This is a genomic window from Bacillus sp. 1735sda2 (assembly GCF_024159245.1).
In the GTDB taxonomy this organism is placed as follows: Bacteria; Bacillota; Bacilli; order Bacillales; family Bacillaceae; genus Bacillus; species Bacillus pumilus_O.
Genome location: NZ_JAMYWZ010000001.1, coordinates 3,187,624 through 3,203,754, shown reverse-complemented (window position 1 = coordinate 3,203,754; position 16,131 = coordinate 3,187,624). Strand labels below are relative to the sequence as shown.

The following is a 16,131-nucleotide window of genomic DNA, read 5'->3' as shown; positions in this document are numbered from 1 at the left end:
AGCTATGGAGGGATACATAATGACAGAATTTAGAATCGAAAAAGATACAATGGGCGAAATCAAGGTGCCAAAGGACAAGTTCTGGGGTGCACAAACACAACGAAGCAAAGAAAATTTCAAAATCGGTTCTGAGAAAATGCCAAAGGAAGTTGTGAATGCGTTTGCAATTTTGAAACGTAGCACAGCGATTGCCAACGAACGTCTTGGCAACCTTGAGAGCGAAAAAGCAGAAGCAATTGCTACTGTATGTGACGACATCATCAGCGGAAAGTATGACGAGCATTTCCCGCTTGTTGTATGGCAGACAGGTAGTGGAACACAAAGTAACATGAACATGAACGAAGTCGTTGCAAATAGAGCAACTGCTTACTTGAAAGATAAAAATAGTGAGTTCAGTATTCACCCGAATGATGACGTCAACCGCAGCCAAAGCTCAAACGACACATTCCCAACTGCTATGCACGTGGCAGCTGTTTTAGCTGTGTACAAAAAGTTATTACCTGCGATTGATCAATTAAGAGCCACTCTTGATGAGAAAGCAAAAGCCTATCAAGAGATTGTGAAAATCGGTCGTACGCATTTGCAAGACGCAACACCACTGACAGTAGGACAAGAAATTAGCGGCTGGGTGTACATGCTGGACCGTTCAAAAGAAATGATTCTAGAATCAACTGAAAAAATGAGAGAGCTTGCGATTGGCGGAACAGCTGTTGGTACAGGAATTAACGCCCATCCTGAGTTTGGTCAATATGTTGCTGAGGAAATCAGCAAGCTGACAGGTCAAAATTTCAATTCTTCACCAAACAAATTCCATGCGCTAACAAGCCATGATGAAATTACGTATGCACACGGTGCCCTAAAAGCACTTGCAGCTGATTTAATGAAAATTGCCAACGATGTGAGATGGCTAGCAAGTGGTCCTCGCTGCGGTATTGGCGAATTGATCATTCCTGAAAATGAGCCAGGAAGCTCTATTATGCCGGGTAAAGTCAACCCAACTCAAAGTGAAGCTTTAACAATGATTGCAGCACAAATTATGGGGAATGATGCAACGATCGGTTTTGCTGCCAGCCAAGGAAACTTTGAGCTGAACGTATTTAAGCCGGTCATCATCTATAACTTCTTACAATCAGTTGAATTACTTGCTGACGGTATGAATTCATTCCATGACAAGTGTGCAGTTGGAATCGAACCAAACCTAGAAACAATTGAGAAAAACTTGAACAATTCATTGATGCTTGTGACGGCACTTAACCCGCACATCGGATATGAAAATGCAGCGAAAATTGCAAAACTTGCTCATAAAGAAGGTTTAACGTTAAAAGAAGCAGCACTTCAATTAGAGCTGTTAACAGAAGAGCAGTTTGAAGAGTTTGTGAAACCAGAAGAAATGGTGACACCGAAAGCAAAATAAGAAACCAGGGGCGTTTGCCCCTGGTTTTTCCATTGAATGTGATGTGAACAAAAATAAAACCCAAGGAATGCCTTGGGTTTTACAAATGATCCTCTTTCAAAATACGCAAAAGTGATTCAGAGTGGGTCTGAAGAGGTGTGTATAATTTTAATTGATACAGCATGCCTTTCACGATGACTTGTCTAGGTTTCTGTTTGTTTAATTCATTTTCTAAAATGCCGAGTGCTTCAAATAAATCAGGCTCGTCTTTCACTGCATAGTGTGCTTCAGCCTGCTCTCTTAATTCTTTTAGAAGAGATTCTGTCAGCGGGTCGAATGACCTTTCATATATAGGACCAAACCAATTGCTCGCTTGATCTACAGAGATAAGCGGAAGATCATCTCGCTCCATCATACCGCCCATCAAATCATCGATACGGTGAATCATCGTTGCGGCAAGCTCCTCAGCCTCTAGCTGAAAATCATATAAAATCGCAAGCTCGAAATAAACGTGGCTCATGCCCTCAATTGTCAAACAAAGATCAGCGGTATAAGGAATCGCTACATCTCCATATACCTGTTTAATGTTATCAATGTGAAGCTGAACGGTGGCAAGCCGGATTTGTTTTGCGAGCTGCTGCGTTTCTTCATTCATTGGCAGTGCTCGATCGCTTAGCTGCATTTTAATAAAATCCTTTTGCTGCAAAATATTATCGTAGTAGACAGTGAGCTGTTTACGGTAGGCTTCCTTTGGTGTGCCGCCCTCTGTTTGAACCTCATGAATCCGGGTAAATACCTTATCATAATAGTAATGCAAGATTGAAATGAGCAGTGCTTCCTTTGATTTAAAATAAAGATAAAAAGCACCCTTTGACATGTGGCATTCATCCGCAATTTCCTGAACAGACGTTGTATTGTAGCCTTTGCTGGCAAACAATTTCATGCCGGCCTCAATGATCATTTTCTCTTTCTTTTTCAATATGAATGTCATCCTTTCTTACCGAGAGACAAATGTCTTAGGAAACGTGCGCAAAGAGATGTGACTTATCGGTCATAAACGACGAAAGTTTTCAAAAATTAATCAGATTGTAACTTGTTTTTTACAGTGTAATTCTTTATATTATAAAGTAAGGTGACCAACTGGTCAAAATATGTGAAAGGATGATGTTCCATGAGAGAAATCGATGATATGATGAGACGCTTGAAAGCAAAAGGAATTCAAGTAGAAAAAGTCAAAATGCCGAAAGAGACAACCATTGAAAAGAAATGGATGTATCAAGCTGGCAAGAAAATCAAAGCCACATACCGTGATTTCAATGGGTATTCATTCATCTAAAAAAGACTGCGGTCAAAAACCTACAGTCTCTTCTTTGGAACCGTGATCGTATAACATACACCTAGATCATCATTTTCAATAGATATAGACGCTTGATGCATGGAGAGAATTTTTTTGACAATGCTTAATCCGATACCGAATTCACCCTTTTTTCCCTTACTAAAAGGTTCATATAGGTTGGATAGCATATGTTCTTCAATTGGAGGACCGTCATTACGAATGACAATGCGTATTTGATCCTCTTCCTGTTTCATTTGAATGTCAATTTTACTTTTTGCGTAGCGAAGTTGATTTTCTAGTACATTCTCAAATAGTTTGCTCCATTGTTCTGGATCGCCTTCAAGAGCAGCCTCATCATCTAAGTCCACGTTCCACTGCAATTCATTTTTCGACCAACGTATTCGGTCGACCACTTCCAGCATCGTATTACTGAGCAGGAAGGAAGCATGTGCAGGGTGTTGATTTGATAAATAATCAAGCTTTGTTAAGTACAGCAAATCCTTGATTTTCTTCTCAAGCTTTTCCGCTTCACCTTCAATGACTTCCACCGTTTGTTCAAGATCTCCCTTAGGAAAAATACCATCTTTAATCGACTGCGTATAGCCGCGGATGACCATGACAGGTGTCTTTAAGTCATGTGAGATATTTTGCAAAAGAGTCCGTTCTGTTTCATCCTTTTGAATGAGTTTTTGTCTCATTTCTTCAATGGTATGACCAAGCTTTCCGATTTCATCTTGCCGGTCAACGATGACAGGATCGTCCCAGTCCTCTTGTGCAATCCGCTTCACGTGCTTTTCAAACGCAACGATTGGACGGGATAAATAGCGAGCAAGCCAAATCGATGGAATCCAGCTTAATAAAATAACGGTGCTCAAGATAAAGATCAGCTGTTTAAACAGTGTAAAAGACAGGTCGTCTCGATAAGAATCTGGCGCATAAGACAACAGAATATATTGTGTATTGTCTGTTGATACTTTTTTGATGACAAAAAAGATGTGCTGGCCATTCACTTCTTCAGAATAGCGTTTCGTTGCGCTTTTTTGTTTTTTTACAAAGGCTTGGATTTTCTCTATAAAAGCGTGCGGGAAAAATTGCGCCATTTGGTTTAATTCATCTGACGGAATTAGAATGTGCTGCACCGAGCGGTTTTCCGGTGTCGACTTTGGTGAGCCGTCTCGGTTCAACGGGTATTCTGTGAGCACCTGTTGTTCATTTTCGATATTTTTATAAATTTCATTCGTGAAAAAGTTTCGTAACGTATTGGAAAATAGGATGATCAGGACAATCGAGATGGTGAGCAAAATACCAGAGATGACGATCCAAATTTGAAAAGCGAGTGGTTTGTTCTTCATCCTTTTAGCATCCTATAGCCAAATCCATAGATGGTCTCGACCTTTAAGTCGGGCATTTTTTTGCGCAATCGTCTGACAAGGTCATCCACCACACGATCTGTCCCGAAGTAATCGTGTCCCCAAATTTTGACGAGAATATCTTCACGAGAAAAAGCATGTCCTTGATGATGTGTAAATAAAAGCAGCAAGTCAAATTCCTTAGAAGTTAAGTTAATGAGCTGATCTCCTTCATACACCTCTCTTACATCCTCATGAATGACATAGGAGGAGACGGGTGTGACACTTTGCTGCTGCGGAGTATCGCTGTTTTTGTACACAAGCTCAAGCAGCTTTTGTACCCGAATGATCAGCTCGCGCGGAAGAAATGGCTTCGCAATATAATCACTGCTTCCCAGCTCTAACCCAAGGACACGATCGATATCTGCATCGCGTGCTGAAATGAAAATGACCGGTACGTCAGGTGATGCGGCTTTAATTTCTTTAATCAGTGTGTAGCCATCAGTATCAGGCAGCATGATATCTAAAATCCATAGATGCGGCGGCTTGTTCATCGCTTCGCGTGCCGCTTCTCCGGTTAAAAAAGAGGAGACATTCCAATTTTCACTTTCTAAATATTTGGTTAAAAGTTCGTTTAAGTTTTGTTCATCTTCCACTAAATAAATGGTGTACGACAAAGTCTTCCACATCCTCTCAACGTCATTATAACGGGATACAAAGGCGGCATGTCAACAATCACATGCTTTTTTCACAATTTCACATATTCTTCTCATCATTATCCCATAATGTTTGTTTATGATAAGCTCAAGGGAAAAAAGGGCATAGACAAAAGGCAGTTCAATAGGTGCTTTTCACGAATGTGCGCACCTTGCTTTTTTTCTATGAATAAGTATTATATAATTTGACATATTGTCATGTAGTATCTTCAATGATGTTGCCATTAAGAGGACATGAGTCCTATCTACACATATGAATCAAGCAAGTCATGAACATGATGTAAAGGAGTGTAAGCGATGGATTTTCGAAGAGAAGATGAAGAGAAGAAGTTGAATCAACAAGAAGATGTACATCAAGAGAATGAGAAACAAATAGACGAACCTGAAAAAGAAAAGGAACTCGTTTTTCAACCTCTTGAAAACGAAGCTTCTGCCACTCAGGAGAGTGTGACAAACCATTCTCCTCAAATGGGAGATGACCGTGCGTCGAAAAAGGAGAAAAAGCGGAAAGCAGCATGGCTCAGTCCGATCCTTGGAGGAATTATTGGCGGAGGCCTTGTGCTTGGCATTACACCGCTTTTGCCGCAGTCACAGGACACAGCCGCAAATAATCAAACGCAAACAGCGTCAAGTGAACCGGCGACCTCTGAGAATTTCTCAACAAAACAAATCACCAATGCTACGAATGTCTCTGATATGGTAGAAGATTTAGAGCCAACCATTGTGGGTGTCTCAAACTATCAAACTACTCAAAATTCGTTTGGCCTTAGCGGCGATTCAACAGAAGCTGAAGCTGGAACGGGTTCTGGTGTCATCTTTAAAAAAGATGGCAAAAAAGCATACATTATTACGAATAACCACGTAGTCGAGGGTGCCAATAAACTGAAGGTCACACTTTATGACGGAAAAACAAAAGATGCGAAGCTTGTCGGCAGTGACGTGATGACAGATTTAGCTGTTGTAGAAATCAATGGAGATGGCATTGATAAAGTGGCGAGCTTTGGTGATTCTTCTAAACTCCGTGCTGGAGACAAAGTGATCGCAATTGGGAACCCGCTTGGTGCCCAATTCTCTGGTACTGTGACAGAAGGAATTATTAGTGGTCTTGATCGTACAGTTGAAGCGAACACGTCATCTGGTACGGTGGAAATGAATGTACTGCAAACAGATGCAGCGATCAATCCAGGAAACAGCGGTGGACCACTTATCAATACAGATGGTCAAGTCATCGGTATCAACAGCTTGAAAATTAGCGAAAGTGGTGTGGAATCACTCGGCTTTGCGATTCCAAGTAACGATGTCAAACCGATTGTAGATGAGCTGTTGAAAAACGGAAAGGTTGAACGTCCTTACCTTGGCGTACAAATGATTGACCTTGAGCAAGTGCCTGAAACGTATCAAGAAAATACGCTTGGCCTATTTGATAAACAAATCGGCAAAGGGATTTACGTAAAGGATGTATCAAAAGGATCACCTGCACAAAAAGCAGGCTTGAAGTCTGGAGATGTCATCATCAAGTTTAAAGGGAAAAACGTGGCAAATAGCTCTCAGCTAAAAGAAATTTTGTACAAAGAAACAAAAGTTGGCGATAAAACGACAATGACTGTTATTCGTGAAGGGAAAAAAAAGAACTTAGATATTACTCTTGGGCAGTCTGAAACTGAATAAATGAAAAAACAGGTGGACGTTAAAGGTCTACCTGTTTTTTTATGCTTATTTTTTTGAAGAGAGTGTACGTAATATGATTTTTTCCCACATGCTCCAAGGTAAGAGCTGCTTTGCGGTAAATGAAAGTCGCACTCCTTTCCCAATTGGATATCTCAGCTTTTTCAGCCGCTTCTTCTCGGCTAATCGAATCACAAGCTCTGCGACTTCACGCGGGTCCCCGTAGTTTGATTTTTGGGCATTGATATGAGCCATCATCTTTTGATAGAGGTGTATGTATTTTGAGCCTTCTTCTGGTTGTAACATGTGTTCGTTCATAGACGTGTTCCAAATATTCGTTTGGAAAGAGCTTGGTTCGATCAAGGCTGCCTGTATACCGAACGAGGCAAGTTCAATGCGTAAGCTCTCTGTGTAGCCCTCTAAAGCAAACTTGGAGGATACATAAGGAGAAAGTGCGGGCATTCCCATTAATCCGCTGATGCTGCTCATATTGAATATTTTTGCACCATTTGTCATAAACGGAAGGACAGCTTGTGTTACTTCCATGACACCGAAAACATTGACATTAAATTGCTGGCGGAACGTATCAACAGGAACCTCTTCAGCAAAACCGGCATAGGCTGTTCCTGCATTGTTGACAAGCAAGGTAATGGGGGCGGAAGTATGTAGCTTTTTCTGAAATGCTTGAATCGACTGCGTGTCTGTCACATCTAATGCTGCAATATGTATTGCTTCAGATAAAGAGGCTTGCTCGACTTCTTCGGCAAGCTTTTTCGCATTGGCTTCCTGCCTGACACCTGCAATCACTGTATAGCCTTGTTTGGCGAGGCCTATCGTGATGAGCTTGCCAAAGCCGCTATTGGCACCAGTTACAATGGCTGTCCTTTTCATCATCTCGTACCTCCTTTTTGTTTCAATTTACCATAGCCTGATCTTTTATTGAATAACGAAAAGAAGGATGGAGAAGAATAAAAAGCGATGATAAGAAATAGGAGGAAGCACATGATGTGTTGGAAGAAGGCGGGACAAATAGGAGTGCTGCTTTTTATGCTGTCTGGCTGTCAATCGATCGAGCCGCTCCAGCAAACAAAGGAAGCAGAAGCAGAGAGTCTCTCAGCGGTTCAAATGAAGGAACTTCCATTTGAGCATCTCCACCTGCATGTTCAATACGGGCAGAAAAGCGAATTATACGAAGCCACCTATCGTCAGGTAAAAGGCAAAGAAGAAGCACTGATTCGTGATCATATGAACGGTGTCCGCTATGAAGGTGAAGAAGCATTACGCGAGATGAAGATGAAGCTAAATGATATGTCTGTTCCTAGTGCGAAGATCAATGAAACGTATGTAAATGAGCTATTAGCTGCTTTTAATTTAGATGACGATTATCAGCGAATTCAAGTCGATATGAAGCTGGAAGATGGGACCAAACGTACATTCCAAAAGAAGAAGTGAAACGGAACTTTCTCATTTTTTAATTGAAAATGATTTTCAAAATCACTTAAATCTGATACACTAAATTGAGATAAGTGATCTTTTGCGTCTATAAATAGACGATATTTCATACAAAAAATTTGCATGAGAAAAGGAGCGTTTGAGCGGAATGAGTGCCATTTCTACTGAAGGTTTAAGCTTAGGCTACGGAGAAACAATGATCATAGATGAACTAAATGTATCGATCCCTAAGGGTGAAATCACAGTATTTATTGGCAGCAATGGATGCGGTAAATCCACGCTACTTCGCTCTTTGGCCCGTCTCATGAAGCCAATGGGTGGTTCTGTCCTGCTTGAAGGTCATTCCATTGCAAAATTACCAACAAAGGAAGTAGCGAAACAGCTTGCTATTCTTCCGCAAGGACCAGAAGCGCCAGAAGGATTAACCGTGCATCAGCTAGTGAAGCAAGGCAGATATCCTTATCAAAATTGGCTGAAGCAGTGGTCAAAGCAAGACGAGGAAGCAGTGAATCGTGCTTTGAAGTCAACGAAGATGGAAGACCTTGCTGATCGAACGGTCGATTCATTATCAGGTGGACAAAGACAGCGTGCATGGATTGCGATGACGTTAGCGCAGGAGACGGATATCATCTTGTTAGATGAGCCGACGACGTATTTAGACATGACGCATCAAATTGAAATTCTTGACCTTCTGTTTGACTTAAATGAAAAAGAGCAGCGCACGATTGTCATGGTCCTTCATGACCTGAATCTCGCATGTAGATATGCTCATCACCTTGTAGCGATTAAAGACAAGACGATTTATGCAGAAGGAAGACCAGAAACGGTCATTAATTGTGATCTTGTGAAAAATGTCTTTGATATGAACTGCCAAGTGACAACAGATCCTTTATTCGGAACGCCATTATGTATTCCGCATGGCAGAGGACGCTGTATTGTGCAGCAAGCGCAAGCGGAGACATTTCTCGCTGCAAGATAATCGTATGTCAAAAGCCTGACATCTGTTACGTACAGAGTCAGGCTTTTTTCTAAAAAAAGGAGCGGAAGATCAATGGGAAATGAACTAGATGAAAAGCTGGAAGGCTTGCTTGAGAAATATACTGAGCTGCTGCTCGGCGAATCAACAGACGCACTGAAACAAGAGGTGAAACAGTGGATCATCTATTCTCATATTGCAAAAAGTATGCCGCCTCTAGCAAAGCACTTTAATGAAACGTATCCAGAGGCTAAGGATGAAATCAAAGAAATCATTCAGCGGATCAAATTAATGAACGAAGCTCATCGATCCAATCAAGACCGTTAAAAAAACTGCCAGTATAGTGCTGGCAGTTTTTCTTTATGACATCTGTGATGGTCCGTATGGAGATTGATCTGTCAGTGTTTGCTGGAACTTCTGGTGTGCCTGCTGGAGTTTTTGCTCTTCAGCGGCTTCAACAGAATACCAGCCATATCGGAACATGACATCATATAAATGTCTTTGTGTTTTCTGTGTTTCTAGCGCAATTCGCTGAATATCTTGGTAAAGGGATTCATGACTGAATTCGTTGAGCGCTGTGTTGTATCCGCTTGTCATATATTTTTCAGTCGACAAGAGATCTGTGACAAAATCACGATCATTCATGTTTGTTGTCGTGGGAACCGGAGTTTGAGGATTTCCGATTTTTTGTTGGTTTTGTTGTTCCATGTTTTTTCCTCCTATTGCATAAAGCCAGTAGACTGGCCTTGCCCTGAGCTGCCTAAATGCTGAAGAATTTGTGTGTAATGCTGATGGTGCATTTGGCCCACTTGGTTTAATTCTTGTTTCAATGTTTGGTCTTGGCAATGCTCAGCCATAAAGTGAGCCTTTTTCAAAGCGATCAAGTTCCAATTCAGCATATCCTCTAAGTACAAGGAATCCTTTACTGAAATGACTTGCGGGGGCATATTCATTTGCTGATTGTTCAAGGTGTATTCCTCCTTACAATTTTGTTTCCTTACTGATTCTTTTTATATTGCTGATTTTGACTGGTCTTTTTTCCGCCTAGGTCTGCTTCCTGTGATGGACCTGCGTTTCCTTTTACACTTGCAGCACTTACGCCTGCTTTCGATGGATTTTTCTTCAAACGAGACATGTGGACATCACCTCCATTCTTACAATGCCCTCTCCTCTTTAATTCATACGCCGTAAAATAAGGCACATGAGAATGTGTAAAATTTTGAAATCCGCTCTTGAACTGTTTCGGAAAATCTTTTAAGATAAAGAAAGAGGCATTGCTTTTTTTTGCACAAAAAATGAATGACTGTTCATTCAAAATGTTTAGGGGGATATTTATGGGCAAACATATTCGCAAGGCAGCTGTCATTGGTTCAGGTGTCATGGGCTCAGGCATTGCTGCGCATCTAGCCAATATCGGGATACCAGTCACATTGCTAGATATTGTGCCAAACGAACTGACAAAGGAAGAAACGGCAAAAAAGCGAACGCTTGATCACCCTAGTGTTCGGAATAGATTAAGTCAAGAAGCGATGAAAAAATTATTAAAGCAAAAGCCAGCACCTCTTACTTCAGCAAAAAACCTATCATACATCACACCGGGAAATCTCACAGACCACCTTTCCTTATTACATGACGCTGACTGGATTATTGAAGTCGTTACTGAAAAGCTCAGCATCAAAAAGCATGTATTCTCTCTCATCGACGAACACCGCAAAGAAGGCAGTATCGTATCAAGTAATACATCGGGAATTTCGGTTGAAAAAATGGCAGAAGGCCGATCAGAGGATTTTAAACGCCACTTTTTAGGCACACATTTTTTTAACCCAGCTCGTTATTTAAAGCTTTTAGAAATCATTCCTATTCAAGAAACAGATCCAGAAGTACTTCAATTTATGAGAACGTTTGGCGAGGATGTACTTGGGAAAGGCGTCGTTGAAGCGAAAGATACGCCGAATTTTATTGCCAATCGTATTGGTACTTATGGACTCCTTGTTACAGTGCGTGAAATGCTTGAAAACAAATACACCATTGGAGAGGTGGATTCGGTCACAGGACCTCTCATTGGAAGACCGAAAAGTGCGACCTTCCGTACACTTGATGTCGTAGGGCTCGACACGTTTTTCCATGTAGCCCGGAACGTATATGACCAAGTCGAAGGTAAGGAAAAAGATATTTTTCAGCTTCCTGAGTTTATTGAAAGAATGCTTGAAAAAGGATGGATTGGTAGCAAGGCAGGGCAAGGGTTTTATCAAAAAAATGGAAAGGTCATTTTGGAAATTGATCCTGTGACGCTCACATACGGAGAACGAACGAAGCTCAAAGATCCAGGCATTGAGATGGCAAAGCAGCAAAAGGGAACGAAAGCGAAATTGAAAGCGCTTATTTATCAGGATGGGCGTGCAGGCCAATTGCTCTGGAACATGACGGCACCTGTGCTCCTTTATTCAGCTCAGTTAACAGGCGAAATTGCAGATGATATTCAGTCCATCGATAACGCAATGAAATGGGGATTTGGCTGGCAACACGGTCCGTTTGAGCTCTGGGATGCAATTGGTGTGAAAAAAGCAGTCGATCGCATGGAAGCAGAAGGTCACAGCATCCCGCAGTGGGTGCAAGACATGTTGTCAGAAGGACACGACACATTCTATCAAGAGAATGCTGATGGAGAGCGCTCGTTTTATCACAACGGGGCTTATGAACAGGAAAAAGGAAACGAAAAGAATATTTCCTTAGCGAGATTGAAAAAGAAACACGGCGTGATTTTTAAAAATGCTGGTGCGAGCTTGATTGATATCGGTGACGATGTCGCCTTGCTCGAATTTCACTCCAAAAGCAATGCCATTGGACTAGATGTCATTGACATGATCAATCGCGCTGTTGATGAGGTGGAACAGAATTATAGAGGGCTTGTCATCGGAAACCAAGGTAAGAACTTCTGTGTTGGTGCCAACCTTGCGTTGATTTTAATGGAAGCTCAGGACGATAATTTCTTTGAAATTGACTTTGTGATCCGCCGCTTCCAGCAGGCAATGATGAAGGTGAAATATAGCGACCGTCCAGTCGTTGCTGCACCGTTCGGTATGACACTCGGAGGCGGAACAGAGGTTTGTCTGCCGGCCGCAGCTATTCAGGCGTCCAGTGAAGCGTACATGGGTCTTGTCGAAGCGGGAGTTGGGCTGATTCCAGGCGGCGGTGGAAACAAAGAATTATATCTTCGCCATCTGCAAGGGTCAGCTAAGCCGTCAGAGACCGCTATACAAGATGCCACGCTGAAAACATTTGAAACCATTGCAATGGCTAAAGTATCCACTTCGGCAGAGGAAGCGCGGGATATGAACATGCTGCGCGCGAGTGACCGAATCAGTATGAATGGTGATCACCTGATCTATGATGCGAAACAACTTGTGCTCTCTCTTGATGAAGCAGGTTATCGTGCGCCGCTCAAGCAAAAGGTGCCCGTCATGGGAGAAACAGGCTATGCAGCAATGATTTTGGCGGCTGAAAATATGAGATTGTCTGGATACATTTCAGAGCATGACATGACCATTGTTAAAAAATTAGCTCATGTTATTTCCGGCGGAAAACTGCCATTTGGAACAGAGGTAGAGGAGCAATACTTATTAGAGCTTGAAAGAGAAGCATTTTTAAGTCTTGTAGGAGAAGTAAAATCACAAGCACGCATGCAGCACATGCTCGTCAAAGGAAAACCTTTACGTAACTAAGGGGGAGTCAAAATGAGAGAAGCAGTCATTGTCGCTGGCGCAAGAACACCAGTAGGGAAGGCGAAAAAAGGATCGTTAAAACATGTTCGGCCTGATGATATGGGCGCATTGTGTGTAAAAGAAACATTAAAGCGTGCTGGTGATTACGACGGACAGATAGATGATTTGATCATCGGATGTGCGACACCAGAAGCGGAGCAGGGGTTAAATGTGGCTCGGAATATTGGAGCGTTAGCAGGACTTCCGTATACAGTCCCTGCCATCACCATTAACCGCTACTGTTCATCTGGTCTTCAGTCAATCGCTTATGCGGGTGAACGAATCATGCTCGGTCAGGCAGAAACAATCTTAGCCGGTGGAGTCGAATCAATGTCACAAGTACCAATGATGGGTCATTCCATTCGTCCGAATGCTCATTTGGCAGAGCAAGCCCCTGAATACTATATGAGCATGGGCCACACGGCAGAGCAGGTGGCGCAAAAGTATCAGGTCACTCGTCAAGATCAAGACGCCTTTGCGGTAAGAAGTCATCAAAAGGCAGCCAAAGCATTACAGGAAGGGAAATTTACAGATGAAATTGTATCTGTTGATGTAACAGAGCGGCGGGTAGGGGAGCAATTTCAATTAGAAGAACATCAATTCACGTTCTCACAGGATGAAGGCGTAAGAGCGGGGACAACGGAAGAGATTCTATCCACTTTGCGTCCGGCTTTTTCAACAAAAGGCACGGTGACCGCAGGAAACTCTTCACAAACAAGTGACGGCGCTGCGTGTGTGATGATGATGGATCGAGAGAAAGCATCGTCACTTTCCCTTCAGCCGCTCGCCAAATTCAGAGCGTTTGCTGTTGGCGGTGTACCGCCTGAAGTGATGGGGATCGGTCCAATTGAAGCCATTCCACGTGCGCTGAAAATCGCCGGACTTGAGCTGAAGGATATCGGACTGTTTGAATTAAACGAAGCGTTTGCTTCTCAGGCCATTCAAGTCATTCGTCATTTAGGAATTGATGAAGAGAAAGTGAATGTCAATGGCGGGGCAATCGCGCTAGGACATCCGCTCGGCTGTACAGGAACGAAATTGACACTGTCACTCATTCATGAAATGAAACGGCGAAACGAGCAATTTGGCATCGTCACAATGTGTATCGGCGGGGGCATGGGAGCAGCAGGAATTTTTGAATTGATCTAAAGGGGGAAAACAGAATGAAAGCAATGGAAGAGGTAAAAAAGGGTGGAAGCTTCTTAATTGATGAGACGAATTATGAGCATATCTTTACACCAGAGGATTTCACTGATGAGCATCAAATGATTGGAAAGACAACAGAGGATTATATTTTACAAGACGTTGTTCCATATATAGATCAAATTGAAAAGCATGAATTTGAGCATTCTGTCAGGCTTCTCAAAAAGGCTGGAGAGCTTGGGCTGCTAGGAGCTGACGTGCCTGAAGAATTCGGCGGGCTCGGATTAGATAAAATCAGTTCAGCCATTATTACCGAGAAATTCTCCAGAGCAGGGAGCTTCTCACTTTCCTATGGCGCCCATGTCGGCATTGGATCTCTGCCCATCGTACTGTTCGGAAATCAAGCGCAAAAGGAAACATACCTGCCTGGACTCGCTTCTGGAGAAACAATTGCGGCGTACGCCCTAACTGAGCCAGGATCAGGCTCTGACGCTCTTGGAGCAAAGACAACTGCGGTCTTAAATGAAGCCGGAACTCATTATGTGTTGAATGGGGAAAAACAGTGGATCACAAACTCCGCATTTGCCGACGTCTTTGTCGTATATGCGAAGATTGATGGTGAACACTTCTCTGCTTTTATCGTAGAAAAGGATTTTCCTGGTGTCAAAACGGGACCTGAAGAGAAAAAGATGGGTATTAAAGGCTCCTCGACGAGAACGTTAATCCTTGAGGATGCTCAAGTGCCAAAAGAGAATTTACTAGGTGAGGCTGGCAGAGGTCATGTCATTGCCTTTAACATTTTAAATATCGGACGCTACAAGCTGGCTGTCGGGACAGTTGGGGCGTCAAAACGTGTCATTCAATTATCGGCAGAATATGCAAACCAGCGTAAGCAATTCCAAACGCCCATTTCTCGATTTAGCTTAATTGGTGAGAAGGTAGCCAATATGTCGGCAAAGCTCTATGCGATGGAAAGTGCTGTTTACCGCACAGTTGGATTATTTGAACAGCGTATGGGTCTATTAAGTGAAGAAGACCAAAAGGATGGCAAACAAATTGCCCAGTCCATTGCAGAATATGCCATTGAATGCTCTCTTTGTAAAGTGCTTGGCTCTGAAACTTTAGACTATATTGCGGATGAGGGTGTGCAGATTCACGGTGGATATGGATTTATGCAAGAATACGAGGTCGAAAGAGCCTATCGTGACTCCCGGATTAACCGTATTTTTGAAGGAACAAACGAAATCAACCGTCTGCTAGTCCCAGGCACATTTCTGAAGAAAGCGATGAAGGGAGAGCTTCCTCTTCTTCAAAAGGCGCAAACCTTACAGGAAGAGCTCATGATGATGATGCCGGTAGAGCCGGGTGATCAGCCGCTCGATCAAGAAAAATATTTGCTTGCCCATGCGAAAAAGATCGCCTTAATGGTATCTGGAATGGCGGCGATGAAGTATGGAAAAGCGTTAGACAAAGAGCAAGAGATTCTTGTGAACATAGCGGATATCGTCAATGAAATTTTTGCTGCTGAATCGGCGATTCTGCGTACTGAAAAGGCAATCGCTGCATCAGGGCTAGATAAGAATACTCAAAAGCTTGCTTACACACAAATATTCACGCAGGAGGCCTTCTTAAAAATTGAAGCCCATGCAAAAGAATCCTTGATCGCGATGGAAGAAGGAGATGCACTCCGCATGAGTCTGTCAGCTCTTCGCAAACTGACAAGATTCACCCCGATCAATGTCATCGCCAAAAAGCGCGAAGTGGCGAAACGAATCTTTGAAGCAGAGAAATATATCGTATAAGACGGCTGAAATTTGCGGATATCATTCCGCACCTCAGATTGTTGACAAAGGGCTAAAATGATCTTTATTTTAGCCCTTTGTCTTCTTTCCGCACCTTTTTGTAAGCATACATTTAGGTTTTTAAAATATTTTGTGATAAAATGTTGTCACTATTTGCAGGAGGTGAAAATGGTGGCTTTAGATTTTTATGAATACCCATCTTGCGGTACATGTCGAAAAGCAAAAAAATGGCTGGAAGAACACAATAAAGACATCAACAGCATACATATCGTCGAAGAGACGCCTAATAAAGAAACATTAAAAGCCCTTTACGAAAAAAGCGGCTTAGAGTTGAAGAAGTTCTTTAATACAAGTGGACAGAAATACCGAGAGCTACAGCTGAAAGATCAACTTCCTGCAATGTCAGAGGACGAGCAGCTAGAATTACTCGCATCTAATGGAATGCTGATCAAGCGTCCGATTACAACAGACGGTAAACGAGTCACGATTGGATTTAATGAAGATACATTTAAAAGCGTCTGGAAATGATGTAACTTTC

17 protein-coding genes are annotated in these 16,131 nt (G+C 42.4%); 10 read left to right on the top strand and 7 right to left on the bottom strand.

What is annotated here, in order from left to right:
* The first annotated feature begins 19 nt into the window (after positions 1 to 19).
* On the top strand, positions 20 to 1,414 hold the full coding sequence (fumC, locus tag NKR21_RS16860) for a class II fumarate hydratase (protein ID WP_012011209.1): 1,395 nt from the start codon (positions 20 to 22) through the stop codon (positions 1,412 to 1,414).
* A gap of 79 nt (positions 1,415 to 1,493) precedes the next feature.
* On the opposite strand, the gene NKR21_RS16855 is transcribed toward fumC, so the two are convergent.
* On the bottom strand, positions 1,494 to 2,372 hold the full coding sequence (locus NKR21_RS16855) for a TetR/AcrR family transcriptional regulator (RefSeq protein WP_144457126.1): 879 nt from the start codon (positions 2,370 to 2,372) through the stop codon (positions 1,494 to 1,496).
* A 192-nt stretch (positions 2,373 to 2,564) separates the two neighbouring features.
* Here NKR21_RS16855 and spxO point away from each other — a divergent pair, with 192 nt between their 5' ends.
* Positions 2,565 to 2,729 carry an anti-adapter protein SpxO gene (spxO, locus tag NKR21_RS16850; RefSeq protein ID WP_012011207.1) on the top strand — a complete coding sequence of 55 codons (165 nt, stop codon included), beginning with the start codon at positions 2,565 to 2,567 and terminating at the stop codon, positions 2,727 to 2,729.
* 20 nt (positions 2,730 to 2,749) lie between these two features.
* Here the strand turns inward: spxO and NKR21_RS16845 are convergent, their stop codons facing one another.
* Together NKR21_RS16845 and NKR21_RS16840 are read right to left on the bottom strand one after the other, a co-directional pair.
* Entirely contained in the window at positions 2,750 to 4,081 is a 1,332-nt protein-coding gene (locus tag NKR21_RS16845; RefSeq protein ID WP_144457128.1) for a sensor histidine kinase, read from the bottom strand.
* Entirely contained in the window at positions 4,078 to 4,755 is a 678-nt protein-coding gene (locus NKR21_RS16840) for a response regulator transcription factor (RefSeq protein ID WP_003212732.1), read from the bottom strand. The genes NKR21_RS16845 and NKR21_RS16840 overlap by 4 nt, the downstream gene beginning before the upstream one ends.
* Positions 4,756 to 5,091: 336 nt before the next feature.
* On the opposite strand from NKR21_RS16840, the gene NKR21_RS16835 reads away from it, so the two are divergent.
* Positions 5,092 to 6,462: a S1C family serine protease gene (locus NKR21_RS16835; protein ID WP_144457130.1), complete on the top strand. Its 1,371-nt coding sequence runs from the start codon at positions 5,092 to 5,094 to the stop codon at positions 6,460 to 6,462.
* Between the two features lie 45 nt (positions 6,463 to 6,507).
* Here NKR21_RS16835 and NKR21_RS16830 read toward each other — a convergent pair whose 3' ends face one another.
* Positions 6,508 to 7,353 carry an oxidoreductase gene (locus NKR21_RS16830; RefSeq protein ID WP_253602547.1) on the bottom strand — a complete coding sequence of 282 codons (846 nt, stop codon included), beginning with the start codon at positions 7,351 to 7,353 and terminating at the stop codon, positions 6,508 to 6,510.
* A 111-nt stretch (positions 7,354 to 7,464) separates the two neighbouring features.
* Between NKR21_RS16830 and NKR21_RS16825 the strand changes: the two genes are divergently transcribed.
* From NKR21_RS16825 to NKR21_RS16815, 3 genes are all read left to right on the top strand, one after another.
* Positions 7,465 to 7,911 carry a YusW family protein gene (locus tag NKR21_RS16825; RefSeq protein WP_012011202.1) on the top strand — a complete coding sequence of 149 codons (447 nt, stop codon included), beginning with the start codon at positions 7,465 to 7,467 and terminating at the stop codon, positions 7,909 to 7,911.
* A gap of 148 nt (positions 7,912 to 8,059) precedes the next feature.
* Entirely contained in the window at positions 8,060 to 8,890 is an 831-nt protein-coding gene (locus NKR21_RS16820) for an ABC transporter ATP-binding protein (RefSeq protein ID WP_003213584.1), read from the top strand.
* Between the two features lie 72 nt (positions 8,891 to 8,962).
* Positions 8,963 to 9,214: a YusU family protein gene (locus NKR21_RS16815; RefSeq protein WP_144457133.1), complete on the top strand. Its 252-nt coding sequence runs from the start codon at positions 8,963 to 8,965 to the stop codon at positions 9,212 to 9,214.
* A gap of 33 nt (positions 9,215 to 9,247) precedes the next feature.
* Here NKR21_RS16815 and NKR21_RS16810 read toward each other — a convergent pair whose 3' ends face one another.
* From NKR21_RS16810 to NKR21_RS16800, 3 genes are read right to left on the bottom strand one after another with little or no spacing between them, the layout of a single operon-like run.
* Positions 9,248 to 9,595 carry a spore coat protein gene (locus NKR21_RS16810; protein ID WP_012011198.1) on the bottom strand — a complete coding sequence of 116 codons (348 nt, stop codon included), beginning with the start codon at positions 9,593 to 9,595 and terminating at the stop codon, positions 9,248 to 9,250.
* 11 nt (positions 9,596 to 9,606) lie between these two features.
* Entirely contained in the window at positions 9,607 to 9,840 is a 234-nt protein-coding gene (locus tag NKR21_RS16805; protein WP_253602591.1) for a hypothetical protein, read from the bottom strand.
* Positions 9,841 to 9,884: 44 nt separating this feature from the next.
* Entirely contained in the window at positions 9,885 to 10,022 is a 138-nt protein-coding gene (locus NKR21_RS16800) for a YuzL family protein (RefSeq protein WP_003212904.1), read from the bottom strand.
* A gap of 199 nt (positions 10,023 to 10,221) precedes the next feature.
* On the opposite strand from NKR21_RS16800, the gene NKR21_RS16795 reads away from it, so the two are divergent.
* The 4 genes from NKR21_RS16795 to NKR21_RS16780 all read left to right on the top strand — a co-directional run bounded on the left by NKR21_RS16795 (position 10,222) and on the right by NKR21_RS16780 (position 16,121).
* Positions 10,222 to 12,609 (top strand): 3-hydroxyacyl-CoA dehydrogenase/enoyl-CoA hydratase family protein, encoded by a 2,388-nt coding sequence (locus NKR21_RS16795; protein ID WP_144457137.1) that lies wholly within the window; start codon positions 10,222 to 10,224, stop codon positions 12,607 to 12,609.
* Positions 12,610 to 12,621: 12 nt separating this feature from the next.
* Positions 12,622 to 13,797, top strand: a complete 1,176-nt coding sequence (locus NKR21_RS16790) for an acetyl-CoA C-acetyltransferase (protein ID WP_012011196.1) — start codon at positions 12,622 to 12,624, stop codon at positions 13,795 to 13,797.
* Positions 13,798 to 13,811: 14 nt separating this feature from the next.
* Positions 13,812 to 15,593, top strand: coding sequence for an acyl-CoA dehydrogenase family protein (locus NKR21_RS16785; protein ID WP_144457139.1), 1,782 nt, complete (start codon positions 13,812 to 13,814; stop codon positions 15,591 to 15,593).
* Between the two features lie 171 nt (positions 15,594 to 15,764).
* Positions 15,765 to 16,121 (top strand): arsenate reductase family protein, encoded by a 357-nt coding sequence (locus NKR21_RS16780; RefSeq protein WP_144457141.1) that lies wholly within the window; start codon positions 15,765 to 15,767, stop codon positions 16,119 to 16,121.
* Positions 16,122 to 16,131: the final 10 nt, after the last annotated feature.